The following is a 16,217-nucleotide window of genomic DNA, read 5'->3' on the forward strand; positions in this document are numbered from 1 at the left end:
GCGCGACGAGAAGGGGGAGGGCGATCGGATGCCGCACGCCGAAACACTGAGCACCGAGGCGGCCCCGCGGACCCGGCTGCGCTGGTGGACCGAACTGCCGCTGATCGTGCTGGTGTACGCCTGCTACTCCGCGGGCCGGCTCCTCGTCGGGGGCGATGTCTCCAAGGCCGTCGACCACGGCCTGGCGATCCTGAAGATCGAGAAGGCCCTGCGCCTCAACGCGGAGCATCCGCTCAACCGCCTGTTCACCCGCGAGGCCTGGATAGGCATCCCGGCCGACTTCTGGTACGCGTCGCTGCACTACGCCGTCACGCCCGCCATCCTGATCTGGCTCTTCCGGTTCCGTTCCCGGCACTACCGCGCGGCCCGCACCTGGCTGATGACGTCCACCTTCATCGGCCTGATCGGCTTCACGCTGCTGCCGACCTGCCCGCCCCGGCTGCTCGCCGACGGGCACGGCTTCGTGGACACGATGGCCCAGTACAGCTCGTACGGCTGGTGGGGCGGCGACGCCAGCGCGCCGAAGGGGCTGGGCGGCCTGACCAACCAGTACGCGGCGATGCCGAGTCTGCACTGCGGCTGGGCGCTGTGGTGCGGCGTGATCCTCTGGCGGTTCGGCGGGACGAGGCTGACCAAGGTCGCCGCCGTCGTCTATCCGCTGGTGACGACGATCGTGGTGATGGGCACCGCGAACCACTACTTCCTCGACGCGGTCGCGGGCGCCGCCGTGATGGGGGCCGGGTTCCTGCTGACGCCGTATGTGATGCGGGTCGCGAACCGGGTCCGGGTGCAGCTGATGGCGCGGGTCCTGCCGGGCTCAGCAGGCTCTGGTGGCACACAGACCTCAGCACAGGCCTCGATTGTCAGTGGCGGATGCCAGACTTCCACGGGTGAGCGAATTCCACGGCAGCGCGAGTCACGAGCCGAGCCGAGTGCCGCCCCCCAGGACGCGGAGGACGGCGCTCCGGCACCGGCTCGCTGAGCTGCGCGGTCCCGATGTACCGGCCAAGGCGCTGGATGCCCGCGCCCTGGCCGCACTCGCCGCCAATCCGGGCTGCAAGCGGCGCGCGATCCTGGACGGCGCGGGGGTGAACAAGGCGTCGCTGGCGAGCGCACTGGGCGCCCCGTCGGCCTTCGGGCAGTCGCAGTTCGCGTTCACGCGGGGCAACGCGTTCGAGGCCAAGGTCAAGGCGGACGGCGGTGCCGAGCTGCTGCGGCTGGTGCACGAAAAGCTGGACCCGGGCGCCGCACCGCCCACACGCGCGCACGTGCCCGACCTGTCCGCGATCGGCCCCGAGGGGCGCTCCGCGCGTACGGCACTGGCACTGCGCGAAGCCGTCGAGGCCGCCGACTGGACGCTGCTCGACCATCCGATGCTCGCCCTCGACGTCGCGGGGTCACCCGCCTTCCTGGAGCCGGACGCGGTGGTCGTGCATCCGGACGGCAGCTGGACGGTCGTCGAGATCAAGTCCTTCCCCATGCTGGACGGTTCGGCGGACCCGGCAAAGGTGGGCGCGGCCGCCCGCCAGGCCGCGGTGTACGTACTGGCGTTGGAGCAGGTCGCCCGCCATCTCGGCGCGGAGCCGGAGGGGCACGCCGAAGAGAGCGGCCCCGCCCCTCGGGTGCGCCACCGCGTGCTCCTGGTCTGCCCCAAGGACTTCTCCAACCTGCCCACCGCGTCCGCCGTCGACGTACGCAAGCAGCGCGCGGTGACCGACCGCCAGCTGGCCCGGCTCACCCGCATCCAGGACATCGCCGACACCCTCCCCGAGGGCACCTGCTTCTCCCCCGAGCTGCCCACCGCCGAGCTGACGGCGGCCGTCGAGACGGTTCCGGCAACGTACGCGCCCGAGTGCCTGGCCGCCTGTGAGCTGGCCTTCCACTGCCGCGACCGCTCCCGCGCGGCCGGCGCGGTGACCTCCCTCGGCCGCTCGCTGCGGGCCGAGCTGGGCGGTCTGACGACGGTCGAGGACGTTCTCGCGGCGGCCCACGGAACGGCCGGCGACCCGGACGACCCGGCGGTGGCGGCGCTGCGACGGGCGGCGGAGCTGCGGGCGGAGGCGCTCGACCAGCGCGCCGTGGGGGTGACCGGATGTCGCTGATCTCCACCCTCGCCCGCCTCGAAGCCGTCACCACCGGCCGCGCCCAGCCCGCCACCACGGTCCGGCACCGGCATCTGTCCGACCGCCCTCTCGTCCTCGTGCCGCTCACCACGGCCGGTGAGGCCGGCGCCCCGCTCGGCGCCCTGGTGGGCAGCGACCGGGACGCGCCGCGACTGCTGGTCGTACCGCAGCCACGCGACCGTGACCTCAGGTTCGCGTTCCTCGCCGAACTGGCGGACGTCGTGCTGCCGCACGTCGAGGCGTACGCCGACGCGGTCGAGGCGGCCGAGCGCACCGAGTCGGACCCCGAGACCGGCAAGCGGGTCAAGGTCGAGGTCGAACTGTGCACGGACGCCCCGCAGTTGATCGTCCCGAGCCGCGCGGGCATCGATCTCGTACGACTGCTGGGACGCTCCATGCGTTTTCGGCGCACGGCGGAACAGGACCCGGAGACCCCCTACCCCGCGCCACCCCGGGTTCCGCTGCTCGGCCGGTGGCTGACCCACTTCGCGGAGCGGGCCCGGGTGCCCGGCTCGGCGCTGCTGCTCGCCATGACGGACGTACTGGCCCGGCACTGGGCGACCGGCCAGTCCAGCCTCGAGGACCAGCACCTGGGCGCGCTGCTCGCCTGGATCGACCCTGCGGAGGGTGAGTCGGGAGCCGAGGCCGCGCTGCGGGCCGAGCTCGCGCGGGACGCGCGGGGCCAGTTGCTGTGCCCGCCCGCCGGCCCGGCCACCGACCCGGCGTTCGACAACAAGCTGCTCGCACCCGCCATCGAGCGCTACGACCGCGCGCGCACCGCCCTCGCCGCCGCGGAGGACGGGCTGGAGGCGGACGACCGGCTCGGTGAACTCACCGCCGCCGAGCGGGAGATCCGCGACCTCGTGCTGAGCCGCACGCTGCCCACCTGGGAGGCGGTGTGGCGCGGCCTCGACCTTCTGCGAGCCCTGCCCGCCGGGGCACACATCGAGGAGCGGTGGACGCGCGACCGCTGGTCCTTCACCGGCCACCGCGACCGGATCGTGGCCGGCGAGCCCCCGCAGCCGCGCCTCGACGACGCGGTCACCGCGGCCAACAAGCTCGCCGCACGCGAGCGCGAGCAGGCCCGTCTGGAGGCGCAGGAGGCGCTCGACGACCCGCTGGTGATGGCCGGGCGGCGGCTGTCCGGAGAGGCGTTCGCCGGTGAGGTCACGGAGGTCGTCATGGCGTACAGCGAGGGCAAGCGCCCCAGCCCGCGCCCGCTGATCACGGTGCGCACGGGCGACCGGCCGCATCTCGGTGCGCGGGTGAAGGTGTATCGCTCGCTGGGCGGGAAGCCGCAGGCGGCGGAGTTCGTCGAGTACGAGGGGGAGGATCTGATCGTCCTGCGGATCGTCGACAAGATGGGCCGTGGAAAGGCGCCGGAGGAAGGTTCGGTGCCGGACAAGGGCGACGCGCTCTGCTTCACGCTCTTCGAGCACGAACAGCGGGGCGGGGCCAAGCTGCCCGACCCGGAGCAGACCCCGTGGACACACGGCGGGCCGCCCGGCGAGGCGGTCCTGCCCGCCGCCGACCCGGTGACCGCGGAGGACGTCCTGTGACCGACTCGGCCACCTTCGATCCCGGCGCCGCGGCCGCCCGCGCCACCGACGCGATCCTCTCCGACACCCTGCACGGCACTCACCGGGGCGTCGTCGTCGACTCCCCGCCCGGCGCCGGCAAGTCCACGCTCGTCGTCCGTGCGGCGCTCGAACTCGCCGACGCCGGGCGGCCGTTGATGGTCGTCGCGCAGACGAACGCCCAGGTCGACGACCTGGTGCTGAGACTCGCCGAGAAGAACCCCGAGCTGCCGGTCGGCCGGCTGCACAGCAGCGACACCGACCCGTACGACAAGGCGCTGGACGACCTTCCGAACGTACGGAAGTCCGCGAAGGCCGCCGATCTCACCGGCCTGCCGGTCGTGATCTCGACGGGCGCGAAGTGGGCGCACGTCAAGGTCGACGAGCCATGGCGGCACGCGATCGTCGACGAGGCGTACCAGATGCGCTCGGACGCGCTGCTCGCCGTGGCCGGGCTGTTCGAGCGGGCGCTGTTCGTCGGCGACCCCGGGCAGCTGGATCCGTTCGCGATCGTGGGCAGCGAGCAGTGGGCGGGCCTGTCGTACGACCCGTCCGGCTCCGCCGTGACCACCCTGCTCGCGCACAACCCCGAGCTGCCGCAGCACCGCCTCCCCGTGTCCTGGCGACTTCCGGCGTCAGCGGCGCCCCTGGTGTCGGACGCCTTCTACCCGTACACGCCGTTCCGCAGCGGCACGGGTCACGGCGACCGTCGGCTGACCTTCGCGATCCCCTCGGACGACTCCGGCCCCGACCGGGTGATCGACGAGGCGGCCGAGTCCGGCTGGGGCCTGCTGGAGCTGCCCGCGCGGCACACCCCGCGGACCGATCCGGAGGCCGTGCGGGCCGTGGCGACGGTGGTACGACGACTGCTGGACCGAGGCGGCGCGGCCACGTCGGAACGCTCGGACGAACCGGCCCCCCTGACCGCCGACCGCATCGCCGTCGGCACCGCACACCGAGACCAGGCGGCGGCCGTACGGGCAGCGCTGGGCGACCTGGGCGTCACCGACGTCACCGTCGACACGGCCAATCGGCTACAGGGCCGCGAGTACGACGTCACAGTGGTCCTGCACCCCCTCTCCGGACGCCCCGACGCAACCGCCTTCCATCTGGAAACCGGCCGCCTCTGCGTCCTCACCTCCCGACACCGGCACGCATGCATCGTGATCTGCCGCGCCGGAGTGAGCGACCTGCTGGACGAGTATCCGTCGACGGAGCCGGTGCAACTGGGAACGGTCGTGAAGTTCCCGGACGGTTGGGAGGCGAACCACGCGGTACTGGCGCATCTCGCGGAACGCCGGGTGACGTGGCGGCCCTGACCAGTCCCCCGGGCGGCACGCCGGCACGCGCCCCGAACCACGCGACCCGACCGCCGGACGGAGTCCGGCACGCCGCCGGAGGCGGCCAATGAATACAGCCCGGACGGCTGGGAGGCGAACCACGCGGTACTGGCGCATCTCGCGGAACGCCGGGTGACGTGGCGGCCGTGATGCGCCGTGCCCCCACAGGTTGGCGGGCCGGAGCCGGGTTGGTGAAGTGCGCCGGAGCCACGCCGCCCCGGCCCACTTGCGGCGGCGCGAGAGAATGGACGGTGGCCCTCTTCGGTGGGGGTGCCCCCGCTGGTGGGGGAGGTGGTCCGTGACGTACGAGGAGGAGACAGACATGGCGGAGCCCACGCCGCGTCGGAACGAACCGCGGCTTCGCCCCGCGCCCCTGCTCTTCGAGCCTGCGCAGGTGGCTGAAGACCCCGAGCATTTCTTCGATCTGGAGTCGATCGAGGATCCACGCGCGTTGCTGGCGCGGGCGACGGAGCTGACGCAGGCGTTTCGGGCGGCGGCCGATCGTGCGGTGGAGTTCCAGGCGATGGCGGCAGCGCAACTGGCGGATCCTCGACGGTTCGACCGGCTGACGGCGGCGGACATCGCAGAGCGGGCCGAGTGGACCGAGGACTACGCGAAGAAGATGGTCGAGTTCGGGCGGGACCTCATGCAGGGCACCTCCGGCGACGGACGGGGAACCGCGGACCCGGTGTGAGCGCCCTGGCATATGCCAGGCGGGCAAGATACTCCTCCCCACCCCCTCCCGTCCCGGTTTCCCGCAACTCTCCGGAACCCAATGCTCACCGCCGGTACATGTAGTTGGCATGAGCCGCATCGCCCGCAATGAGCCGTTCTCCGATCGATTCGACGCATCCGGCGCATCCGGTGCCGCCGGCGTATCCGAGGTCACCTCGGACGGGGCCGCCTGGCTGGCATCCGCGGGCATGTACCCGCGGAGCACCCTCGCGCACTGGGCAGAACGACCGCACGCCCCGGTCGTCCTCCCGTGCGGTACCGCCTTCGACGTCGTCAGCGCACCCGCGCTCTTCGGGCGTCAACTGCTCGACCGTTTGTGGGACGAGGGGCCCGGGTCCGGCCCGGTGGCGGTGTTCCGGGGGCGGATGCTGCTGCTGACGGGGCCGGGTACGGCACAGCGGCTGCCGTCACTGCTGGACTGGGAGGAGTGGGGGTCCGGCGGACGAGACCAACGCCGTACCGGAGACATCCCGCCACTGCTCTGTCACGGCAACGGCGACGCCGTGACCCTCCCCGCTCCCCTGGGCGCGATCGGCGTACAGTCCCGCTGGCTCGTCGCCCCCGACACCCGTCACCCTTGGCTGCCGGGCCCGGAAATCCTGCTGTGGGCGGCACGCCGGGCGGCCCGCGCGACCGTACGGATATCGATTTTTCCTCCCGCCGATCAGGATGCTAAGGTCTACGACGTCAGCAGGCGCCGCTAGCTCAGTTGGTTAGAGCAGCTGACTCTTAATCAGCGGGTCCGGGGTTCGAGTCCCTGGCGGCGCACCAGCGATGGGGTCACTGACCTGGGGATCCTCGACGATGTCGAGGGTCCCTTTCGCGTTTGCCGAGACCCGCACTCACCCCGTCGTGATCTTCACCGTCCACGCCCCCGCCGTCGTGCGCCCCTCCACCTCCACCCGGACCGGCTCACCCGGCACGGTGAAGGTCTCGCCGAGGGCGACCGGGGCGTCCGCGAGGGGTGGGTAGACCGAGTTCTCCCAGCAGGCCTCGGTGCGGGGGTGGGCGTCGATGACCTCGATCGGGCCGCCGCCGGATTCCTCGCCGCTGCGGATGCGGTAGACGAGGATGCCCTGGCGGCAGGCAGTGGCGTCGTTGCCGACGGGGCCGCGCGCCTCGAAGGCGAGGGCCGTGTCGGCGCCGGTACGGACGATGGCCACCTTGGTGCCGCGGCCGAGGCCGAAGGAGGGGGCGCCCGCGGCGCCGACCGCCGGGACGCCGGGGCCGGCCGCGAGCGGCTCCAGGGTCAGCCGGGTGGGCCCGCTGCCCTGTACGCATCGCACCTGTCGTCCGTCCAGCCAGCCCAGCTTCCACTTGTGCCAGCCGAACAGGTCAGGTGCAAGGCCGAACTGGCTGCCCATCAGGTCCCAGTCGCCGACGTAGGTGTCCCAGTCGCCCTTGCCGTCCCTCGGACGGTGGTACAGGTCCGGCAGATCGAAGACATGACCGGTCTCATGGGCCAGGACCAGCCGGTCCGGCGGGTGCTGTTCGAAGACCGTGACGACCCGGTGCAGGTCAGTGCCGTCGGCCCGCAGCGGAGCCTCCAGGTTGACGACCTTCGTCGCGTCCGAGTCGACGCCGGGGGCGTGCGGATCGGCGACGAAGTAGACGATGTCGTAGCGCGAGAAATCGACGTGCGGATCGGACGCCGCCAGGGCGTCGCGCAGGAACGCCGCACGGTGCGCGGAATTCCAGTCGCGCTGTATGGCGTACGAGGTCGATGACTGGGGCATACCGATCCAGCGCCGCAGCGGATGCGGGCGCAGGGTGAAACGGCCGTAGGAGGCGCGTTCGAAGAAGCGGCTGGTGGCCGGGAAGTGGTCGGCGGTCAGTTCGGCGGGGGTGGTCAGCGGGGCGGAGTCCGGGAAGGAAAGGAACACCATCACCGCGTCCAGTTGACGGGCCGGGCGGGGATAGGCGGCGTTCCAGGTGTCGACGCCCTCCGAGTGATGGGCGTCGGTGCGGCGCAGGGCGCACGAGGCCGGCGAGAAGGGCTCGGCGACCGAGGGGCCCGAGATCAGGGAGGTCGCGGCGAGAGCGGACATCGTGGTGAACACCGCGGCCGTACTGCGTAGTCGGGGCCGGGCCGCCATCCCGTCGAACCCTCGGCGGACCACATGGGTGAGTCCGGTGAGGGAGAGCTGACGCGGCACAAGGACCTCCGGGTGCGGTTCGCGGGACACCGCATTCAGCCTGTGGGAGATTGTCGTACTACGCCCTGTTTGTCTGCACCAGATGAGTGAGGGACCGGAGAGACCGTCAGAAGAGACCACCAGCGACAACCGCCGGAGACGACACCCCCGAATCGCTCACGGAACGTCACATGCGGTCGGGGGGCCTAAGAACCCGCCCATGTGCGGGCAGAAACGATCTGCCAGAAAGGCCGGTGCGTCAGGGACACTGGAGAGTGGCTGGAAGGGCCGGGGGCCAGCCTCTATGATCGGCACACTTTCCAGCCCGGACACGGCCCGGCGGCCTTCCTCCCGGTCGGCCATACCGACGAGACCCATCCGAAGATCGAGTGCACTGCGGGAGCAAGCGGTGAGCGGAACGTCCGAAAGGCCGGCGCCCACGGCAGATCTCATCCGACCTGCCGTCACAGAGAGTAATGAATTGTCTTCGCCCGGTACCGACCCGGACACACTGGCCCCACCCGTCGACTTCCGTTCCGCCTTCACCGCGGCCCCGCTCGCGATGGCCGTGGTCGACCGCGAGGGCCTGGTCATCAGCGCCAACGAAGCCCTCGGCGCCCTGATCGGCGCCCGGTCAGGGGCGTTGGCCGGGCGGGTCGCCGCCGATCTGGTGGACCTGACGTCCGACGCCCGTACCTGGCACGCGTATCGCGAGGTACTGCGCGGACGGGAGGCGCGGCTGCGCTGCACGCGTCGTATCAAGCATCCCGACGGGCACGCGGTGTGGGTGCAGGTCACCGTCGGGCCGCTGCCTGACCGGGGCGAGGCGGTGCTGCTGTCCGTCGCCGACATCAGTGCCCGGCGTGAACTCCAGGCGCGGCTGCGGCACTTGCAGATGCATGACCCGGTGACCCGGCTACCCAACCGCACGCTGTTCTTCGAGCGCCTTTCGGCCGCGCTGGAGGCGGAGTCCTACGACGAGGGCGGCACCGGACGCATCGGGCTGTGCTACCTGGACCTGGACGGCTTCAAGGCGGTCAACGACACGCTCGGCCACCGGGTCGGCGACCGACTGCTGGCCGCCGTGGCGGAACGCCTCACGCGCTGCGCCGACGAGGCCGGTTACGCCCGGGCGAGCACGCCGCTGGTGGCACGGCTCGGCGGGGACGAATTCGCCCTGCTGGTCGAGGACTCGACGGGCACCGAGCAACTCGCCGAACTGGCCGAGTCGGTGCTGAAGGCGCTCCAGGCGCCCTTCGACCTGTCCGGCCAGCGGCTGTCGCTCTCGGCGTCGATCGGCGTGGTCGAACGCCAGGCGGCGGGGACGACGGCCACCGGTCTGATGCAGGTCGCCGACACCACGCTGTACTGGGCGAAGGCCGACGGCAAGGACCGCTGGACGCTCTTCGATCCGGAACGCAACGCCCACCGCATGACCCGCCAGGCTCTGGCCTCCACTCTCCGTCCGGCCATCGAGCGCGGTGAATTCACCCTCGAATACCAGCCGTTGGTGGGCATGGAGGACGGACGGGTGCGCGGGGTCGAGGCGTTGATCCGATGGAACCATCCACAGTTCGGCGTACTGACGCCGAATCGGTTCATCGGATTGGCGGAGGAGGACGGTTCGATCGTGCCGCTCGGCCGCTGGGTGCTGGCCACCGCCTGCCGGCAGGCGCGACGCTGGCAGTTGGAGCACCCGGAGGAGCCGCCGCTGTTCGTCAGCGTGAACGTCGCGGTCCGTCAGGTCTGGGACTCGGACCTGGTCGCGGACGTGGCCGAGACGCTGGCGGAGACGGGACTCGAGCCGCACCTGCTCCAACTGGAGCTGACCGAGTCGGCGGTGATGGGCTCGGCCGGGCGTCCCCTCCAGGCCCTTCAGGCGCTGAGCGCGATGGGCGTGGGCATCGCGATCGACGACTTCGGCACCGGCTACTCGAACCTGGCCTATCTCAGCCGGCTGCCGGTGTCGGTGCTGAAGCTGGACGGGTCGTTCGTACGGGGCTTCCAGTACGACGGCTCCGACGACAAGGCCGACAAGGCGGTGGCGCCCAACCCGGCGGACGAGGTCATCGTCGAGGCGATGATCCAGCTGGCCCACCGGCTGGGGCTGACCGTCACGGCAGAGTGCGTGGAGACGTCGTCGCAGGCCACCCGTCTTCGGCGGATCGGCTGCGACACCGGTCAGGGGTGGCTGTACTCCCGTCCGGTGTCGCCGGATCGTATCTCCGAGCTGCTGGGACCGCCGGGGGTTCAGGCGGCGGTGGGCAATCCGTAGGCGTCCGCGATGAGTTCGTAGCTGCGGACCCGCAGCGCTCCGTCGTGGGCGTGCGAGGTGAGCATCAACTCATCGGCGCCGGTGCGCTTTTGGAGGTCGTCGAGGCCCGCACGGACCTCGTCGGCGGTGCCGTGGATGATGTTGGAGTTCCAGGAGGCGATGAACTCCCGCTCCATGGGGCTGAATTCGTGGGCCTCGGCTTCCTCGGGGGTGGGGACGAGGCCGGGGCGGCCGGTACGCAGGCGGATCATGTTCAGGGCCCCGGCCATGACCTGGCGGCGGGCCTCCTTCTCGTCCTCGGTCGCGAGCGCGGAGACGCCGATGACGGCGTACGGCTTGTCGAGGACCGCGGACGGCTGGAAGGACTCCCGGTAGAGGTCCAGGGCCGGGATCGTGTTCTGCGCCGAGAAGTGGTGCGCGAAGGCGAAGGGCAGGCCCAGGACGGCGGCGAGACGGGCACTGAAGCCGGAGGAGCCGAGGAGCCAGACCGGGGGGCGGTGCGGGGACTGGACGCCGCCGGGGCTGGTCGCCTGGACCGGGCCGGGGACGGCGTGGATCCGGCGGTAGGGGTGGCCGTCGGGGAAGTCGTCGTCCAGGAAGCGGTTGAGCTCGGCGAGTTGCTCGGGGAAGTCGTCGGCGCCTTCGTTCAGGCGGTCGGTGCGGCGGAGGGCTGCGGCGGTGGCGCCGTCCGTGCCGGGGGCGCGGCCGAGGCCGAGGTCGATGCGGCCGGGGGCCATGGCCTCCAGTGTGCCGAACTGCTCCGCGATGACGAGCGGGGCGTGGTTCGGGAGCATGACGCCGCCTGAGCCCAGGCGGATGCGGTTTGTGTGGGCGGCGAGGTGGGCGAGGATCACGGCGGGTGAGGAGGAGGCCACGCCGGGCATGGAGTGGTGCTCGGCCACCCAGTAGCGGTGGAAGCCGCGGGATTCGGCGAGGCGGGACAGTTCGACGCTGGTCCGGAGGGCCTCGGTGGCGGTGTGGCCCGCGCCGACGGTGACCAGGTCCAGTACGGAGAGGGGGGTGGGGGCGGTGCCCTGTGCTGTGCCCCGGATCTCGTCTGCCGTCTCGTCTGCCGTCACGGTGAAGCCTCCTGTGTTGGTGCCGTGCGCTGTCCTGCGCAGTGCAACAGGAGGGGGTCTCCGTTTGTTCCCGGGGAGTTTTTCTCGCCCCCGCCGCCCCTACCCTTCCCGTCCCCCAGGGGCTCCGCCCCTTCGACCCCGCCAGGGGCTCCGCCCCTGGACCCCGGCGGGGCTTCGCCCCTGCACCCCATCGGCCTGAACGGCCTCGTCCTCAAACGCCGGACGGGCTGGGGGGGTGCGGGTGGGCTGGAAGGTGTCGAGGGCTGGGGGGTGCGGGTTGGGGCTGGCAGGTGGCGGGGGCTGGGGGGCGGGCGGGCTCGAAGGTACAGGCCGCTGCGGCACAGCGTCCGCCCCATACGCCCCTTACGCCTGCACCAGTGGCTCCTTCGTGAAGAGGGTGCCCAGGGCCGGGGCGTTCACGCGGCGGGCTGTCAGGCGTAGGGCCTCCCAGACTGTGACCTGGTTGGCTGTGAGGACGGGCTTGGAGAGTTCCTTTTCCAGGGTGGGGAGGCAGGAGGCGGTGTGGAGGGCGGTGTCGGGGAGGAGAAGTGCGTCCGCGTCCTCGTGGTCCGCCTCGCGCGCCAGGGCCAGGACCTCGTCCTCGCCCCAGGTGCCGACCTCCGCGGCCGTGATGATGCCGGAGCCGCGGACGGAGAGCACCTCCGCGCCTGCGGCCCGCAGGAACTCGGCGAAGAGGTCCGCCACGTCGTCCGGGTATGTCGCGCCGACCGCGACCCGCCGCACACCCAGCTCACGCACCGCGTGCACGAAGGCGAAGGACGTCGAGGACGCGGGCATGCCGGCGGTGCGGGCGAGGCTGCGGACCTGCTCGTGGGCGCCTTCCCAGCCGTAGACGAAGCTGCCGCTGGTGCAGGCCCACACCACCGCCTCGGCGCCGGTCAGACGGAGGGATTCGACGCCCGCCGACAGTCGCTCCGCCGCGCCCATCCGCAGCAGTGCGTCGACCCGGTGGGCGTCCTCGCCGATGTCCGTGTGGACGACGTCGAGGCGGATGTCGCTGCCCAGGAGTTGCTCGATGCGCGGATAGTCGTCCTCGGCGGAGTGGCCCGGGTAGAGGAAACCGAGTGCGGTCATGTCCAACCTTCCTGCTGCTGCTCTTCCTCCGGCAGTACGGGGCCGGTGCGCGCGGCCGGATCGACCAGCCGCTGATACGGTCCCACCGCTCGGGTACCCAATCGGCGCAGTGCCGCCCACATCGTCACCTGGTTGGCCGACATGACCGGCAGCCGCAGTTCCGCCTCCAACTGAGGGATCACGTCGTACGTCGGCAGGTTGGTGCAGCTGATGAACAGGGCGTCCGCCCCGCCCTGTCCCACCGCCTGCCGCGCCATGTCCGCCACATCCCGGTACGGCACCTTCCAGATGTGCCGTGTCAGGCCCATGAACGCGCAGCCCGTGACCGTGACGCCCGCCTCCGCCACGTACTCCTCCAGCGAACGGGTCACGGACACGGTGTACGGCGTCACCAGCGCCACCCGGCGTACGCGGAGCTCGGTCAGCGCCTCCAGCAGGGCACCGGACGTCGTGACGGACGGGACCGCGCCCTCGCGGGTCATCGCCTCGCACATCGCGCGTTCGCCGGCGACGCCGCCGACGAAGCTGCCGGAGGTGCAGGCGTAGGCGACGACCTCGGGCGTGATGGCGTTCAGGGTGCGCACGGCGTCGCCGAGCGTTTCGTGTTCGCTGACCAGCCGGGCCAGGTCGAGGCTGACCTCGACGGGTACGAACGGCGTGCGTGTGAGGTGGAGGGAGACCTCGTCGGGCATCCATCGCCACAGCTCGCGGTCGAGCGCGAAGTCGAAGGGGGCCACTACACCGACACCGCGCTGAGGGCGCGGTCCACCCAGAAATGAGACGTCCACGGCAGGCACCGGCCTCACATGAGAAACCAGGGTCAGCGGACCCGACGCCCGCCCATGTTGACGAAGGTAGGTTCGGGTGCGAGCGTGGTCAATCCTCGCATGTCGCCCGCAGGTCAACGTGTCGTTACCGCCGTATCACCGCCCACGTCAGACGGCCTTCGCCGCCGAGAAACGGCTCCCCGAATGACCTCACCCCCGTCCGCGTCCACCCCCGACACCACCCTCCTCGTCCTCGACGCCGAACCGCCGCCCCGCCTCGGCCGCCTCACCGGCCGGGCGCGGATCGAGCACGCGGATCCGTCGACCCTCGCCGAGCGCCTCCCGCACGCCGATGTGCTGCTCGTCTGGGACTTCGCCTCGCACGCCGTGCGCGAGGCCTGGCCGGGCGGCGGTCCGCGCCCGCGCTGGGTGCACACGGCGAGCGCGGGCGTGGACCATCTGATGTGTCCCGAACTGGCCGCCTCCGACACGGTGGTGACCAACGCCCGCGGCGTCTTCGACCAGCCGATCGCCGAGTACGTCGCCGCGCTCGTCCTGGCGATGGCCAAGGACCTGCCGCGGACATGGGAGTTGCAGCGCGCGCGGGAGTGGCGGCACCGCGAGTCGCAGCGGGTGTCGGGCACGCGCGCGTGCATCGTCGGCTCGGGCCCGATCGGGCGGACGATCGCCCGTACGCTCAAGGCACTTGAGATCACCACGGCGCTGGTCGGGCGCACCCCGCGCACCGGTATCCACGGCCCCGCCGACCTCGACCGGCTGATGGCCCGCGCCGACTGGGTGATCGCGGCCGCGCCGCTCACCGACCAGACGTACGGCATGTTCGACGCCCGGCGGTTCGGCATGATGCAGCCCTCCGCCCGCTTCATCAACGTCGGCCGCGGCCAGTTGGTCGTCGAGGACGCGCTCGCCGAGGCGCTGGCCAAGCGGTGGATCGCGGGCGCCGCCCTGGACGTCTTCGAGCACGAACCGCTCACGCCCGACAGCGCGTTGTGGCAGCTCCCGGGCCTGATCGTGTCCCCGCACATGAGCGGCGACACGATCGGCTGGCGCGACGAACTCGGCAGGCAGTTCGTGGAGTTGTACGAACGCTGGGAGGCGGGCAGATCTCTGGTGAACGTGGTCGACAAGAAGCTGGGGTACGTACCCGGGCGCTGATGTCCCTGGAGGCTGCTGCATGTCGGAGCTCACCGAGCTGACCGCCGTACAACTCGTCGACGGCTACCGCAAGGGCGAATTCAGCCCCGTGGAGGCGACCCGCGCGGCACTGGAACGGGCCGAGCGGATCCAGCCGGTCGTCAACGCGTTCGTACGCCTGGAACCCGAGGAGGCGCTCGCGCAGGCCGCCGCGTCGGCGGACCGGTGGCGGCGCGGGGAGCCGGCGGGGCTGGTGGACGGGGTGCCGGCGACGGTGAAGGACATCCTGCTCATGCGGGGCGGACCGACGCTCAAGGGCTCCAGGACCATTGACCCGAAGGGCCGTTGGGACGAGGACGCCCCTGCCGTCGCCCGGCTGCGCGAGCACGGCGCCGTCCTTCTCGGCAAGACCACGACACCCGAGTTCGGCTGGAAGGGCGTGACGGACTCGCCGTCGTCCGGGGTGACGAGGAATCCGCACGACACCTCGCGCACCGCGGGCGGTTCGAGCGGCGGCAGCGCGGCAGCCGTGGCGCTGGGCGCGGGGCCGTTGTCGCTCGGGACGGACGGCGGCGGCAGTGTGCGTATCCCGGCGGCCTTCTGCGGGATCTTCGCACTGAAGCCGACGTACGGGCGGGTGCCGCTGTATCCGGCGAGCGCCTTCGGCACGCTGGCGCACGTCGGGCCGATGACGCGGGACGCGGCGGACGCGGCACTGCTGATGGACGTGATCGGCGGGCCCGACGCCCGGGACTGGTCGGCGCTCGCACCGACGTCGTCCTTCGTGCAGGCCCTCGCGGGGGACGTTCGCGGACTGCGGGTCGCCTACTCGCCCTCGCTGGGCGGGCAGGTGGCGGTCCGTCCCGCGGTCGCTGCGGCCGTACGGCAGGCCGTGGAGCGGCTGGCCGGGCTCGGCGCGTACGTCGAGGAGACCGACCCCGACTTCACCGACCCGGTGGACGCCTTCCACACCCTGTGGTTCAGCGGCGCCGCCCGGGTGACCCAGCAACTCGGGCCGCAGCAGCGTGAGTTGCTGGATCCGGGGCTGCGGGAGATCTGCGCGGCCGGCGCCCGGTACAGCGCGCTGGACTATCTGGCCGCCGTGGACGTCCGCATGGAGCTCGGCCGCCGGATGGGCCGGTTCCACGAGTCGTACGACCTGCTTCTCACGCCGACCCTGCCGATCACCGCGTTCGAGGCGGGCGCCGAGGTGCCCAAGGGCTCGGGGCATCGGCGGTGGACGGGGTGGACGCCGTTCACCTACCCGTTCAACATGACGCAGCAGCCCGCGGCGAGCGTGCCGGTGGGGTTCGACGCGGAGGGGCTGCCGATCGGCCTCCAGATCGTGGCCGCGCGGCACCGGGACGATCTCGTCCTGCGTGCCGCGCATGCCCTCTACGAGGCCGGGGTCACGCCCTCCGGAAACTGAGGGTCTCCCCCGCCGCCCCGGTCCGCCACAGGTCGTTGCAGCCCTCCGCCATCTCCGTGAGGCCTTCGACGACCTCTCCCCACACGATGCCCGGCACCCACCCCACGTCCCCGTTGAGCAGCAGGTTGTTGCGCTCGTAGAACAGGGCGAGGTCGACGACGGTCGTCCCGGGGCCGACCTCGCGGTCATAGCCGTAGGCCTTGGTGCCCAGCTCCGATCCCGCGAAGGCGAAATAGCACAGATCGCCGGGAATGGGGGTGACTGTCGGGTTTTCCAGGGGTGGTTCCGTTGCCGCGAATGGCGGGAAAAGGGCGTAGATCTCGTTGCGTGCGTATTTCGCGTGGTAGACGTCGCCGGCCAGCGGCAGGGAATCCCAGACGGCCGCGCAGGTGATCGGCGCCCGGTCGTCGAGCAACCGGGCGGTGCAGGTGATTCCGCGCTTGACCAGCGATACTTCGATGTAGCGATCAGCCATGCACTCCATGGTCCCCCGCCGGTCAAGAGGGC

14 protein-coding genes and 1 tRNA gene are annotated in these 16,217 nt (G+C 71.7%); 10 read left to right on the plus strand and 5 right to left on the minus strand.

Going from position 1 to position 16,217, the window contains the following annotated elements; all coding sequences use genetic code 11:
• Positions 1–28: 28 nt before the first annotated feature.
• From ACIHFB_RS39095 to ACIHFB_RS39125, 7 genes are all read left to right on the plus strand, one after another.
• The gene (locus tag ACIHFB_RS39095) at positions 29–982 is read left to right on the plus strand and encodes a phosphatase PAP2 family protein (RefSeq protein ID WP_400129391.1); all 954 of its coding nucleotides are present in this window, start codon (positions 29–31) and stop codon (positions 980–982) included.
• Complete coding sequence (locus ACIHFB_RS39100; protein ID WP_400129478.1) at positions 933–2,102, plus strand: hypothetical protein; 1,170 nt, start codon at positions 933–935, stop codon at positions 2,100–2,102. The genes ACIHFB_RS39095 and ACIHFB_RS39100 overlap by 50 nt, the downstream gene beginning before the upstream one ends.
• Positions 2,093–3,682 (plus strand): hypothetical protein, encoded by a 1,590-nt coding sequence (locus ACIHFB_RS39105; protein WP_400129392.1) that lies wholly within the window; start codon positions 2,093–2,095, stop codon positions 3,680–3,682. The genes ACIHFB_RS39100 and ACIHFB_RS39105 overlap by 10 nt, the downstream gene beginning before the upstream one ends.
• The gene (locus ACIHFB_RS39110; RefSeq protein ID WP_400129393.1) at positions 3,679–5,019 is read left to right on the plus strand and encodes an AAA domain-containing protein; all 1,341 of its coding nucleotides are present in this window, start codon (positions 3,679–3,681) and stop codon (positions 5,017–5,019) included. Before ACIHFB_RS39105 ends, ACIHFB_RS39110 begins: the two co-directional genes overlap by 4 nt.
• A gap of 343 nt (positions 5,020–5,362) precedes the next feature.
• Positions 5,363–5,734, plus strand: a complete 372-nt coding sequence (locus tag ACIHFB_RS39115; RefSeq protein WP_365283153.1) for a hypothetical protein — start codon at positions 5,363–5,365, stop codon at positions 5,732–5,734.
• A gap of 109 nt (positions 5,735–5,843) precedes the next feature.
• Positions 5,844–6,479 carry a hypothetical protein gene (locus ACIHFB_RS39120; RefSeq protein WP_400129394.1) on the plus strand — a complete coding sequence of 212 codons (636 nt, stop codon included), beginning with the start codon at positions 5,844–5,846 and terminating at the stop codon, positions 6,477–6,479.
• A tRNA-Lys gene (locus ACIHFB_RS39125) sits at positions 6,470–6,546 on the plus strand. The genes ACIHFB_RS39120 and ACIHFB_RS39125 overlap by 10 nt, the downstream gene beginning before the upstream one ends.
• Before the next feature lie 71 nt (positions 6,547–6,617).
• On the opposite strand, the gene ACIHFB_RS39130 is transcribed toward ACIHFB_RS39125, so the two are convergent.
• On the minus strand, positions 6,618–7,961 hold the full coding sequence (locus ACIHFB_RS39130) for a M6 family metalloprotease domain-containing protein (RefSeq protein WP_365283157.1): 1,344 nt from the start codon (positions 7,959–7,961) through the stop codon (positions 6,618–6,620).
• A gap of 358 nt (positions 7,962–8,319) precedes the next feature.
• Between ACIHFB_RS39130 and ACIHFB_RS39135 the strand changes: the two genes are divergently transcribed.
• Positions 8,320–10,185, plus strand: coding sequence for a putative bifunctional diguanylate cyclase/phosphodiesterase (locus tag ACIHFB_RS39135; protein ID WP_400129395.1), 1,866 nt, complete (start codon positions 8,320–8,322; stop codon positions 10,183–10,185).
• Here the strand turns inward: ACIHFB_RS39135 and ACIHFB_RS39140 are convergent.
• From ACIHFB_RS39140 to ACIHFB_RS39150, 3 genes are all read right to left on the minus strand, one after another.
• Positions 10,161–11,264 carry an LLM class flavin-dependent oxidoreductase gene (locus tag ACIHFB_RS39140; protein ID WP_365283161.1) on the minus strand — a complete coding sequence of 368 codons (1,104 nt, stop codon included), beginning with the start codon at positions 11,262–11,264 and terminating at the stop codon, positions 10,161–10,163. The two genes, ACIHFB_RS39135 and ACIHFB_RS39140, sit on opposite strands and share 25 nt — an antisense overlap.
• Before the next feature lie 363 nt (positions 11,265–11,627).
• Entirely contained in the window at positions 11,628–12,359 is a 732-nt protein-coding gene (locus ACIHFB_RS39145; protein WP_400129396.1) for a decarboxylase, read from the minus strand.
• On the minus strand, positions 12,356–13,147 hold the full coding sequence (locus ACIHFB_RS39150; RefSeq protein ID WP_365283165.1) for an aspartate/glutamate racemase family protein: 792 nt from the start codon (positions 13,145–13,147) through the stop codon (positions 12,356–12,358). Before ACIHFB_RS39150 ends, ACIHFB_RS39145 begins: the two co-directional genes overlap by 4 nt.
• 183 nt (positions 13,148–13,330) lie before the next feature.
• Here ACIHFB_RS39150 and ACIHFB_RS39155 point away from each other — a divergent pair, with 183 nt between their 5' ends.
• A complete protein-coding gene (locus ACIHFB_RS39155) occupies positions 13,331–14,302 on the plus strand; it encodes a D-2-hydroxyacid dehydrogenase (RefSeq protein WP_400129397.1) in 972 nt (323 codons plus the stop codon).
• Positions 14,303–14,321: 19 nt separating this feature from the next.
• On the plus strand, positions 14,322–15,710 hold the full coding sequence (locus ACIHFB_RS39160; RefSeq protein WP_365283169.1) for an amidase: 1,389 nt from the start codon (positions 14,322–14,324) through the stop codon (positions 15,708–15,710).
• Here the strand turns inward: ACIHFB_RS39160 and ACIHFB_RS39165 are convergent.
• Positions 15,691–16,185, minus strand: a complete 495-nt coding sequence (locus tag ACIHFB_RS39165) for a DUF3830 family protein (protein WP_365283171.1) — start codon at positions 16,183–16,185, stop codon at positions 15,691–15,693. The two genes, ACIHFB_RS39160 and ACIHFB_RS39165, sit on opposite strands and share 20 nt — an antisense overlap.
• Positions 16,186–16,217: the final 32 nt, after the last annotated feature.

It is taken from the genome of Streptomyces sp. NPDC051963, from assembly GCF_044593495.1.
Lineage (GTDB): Bacteria > Actinomycetota > Actinomycetes > Streptomycetales > Streptomycetaceae > Streptomyces.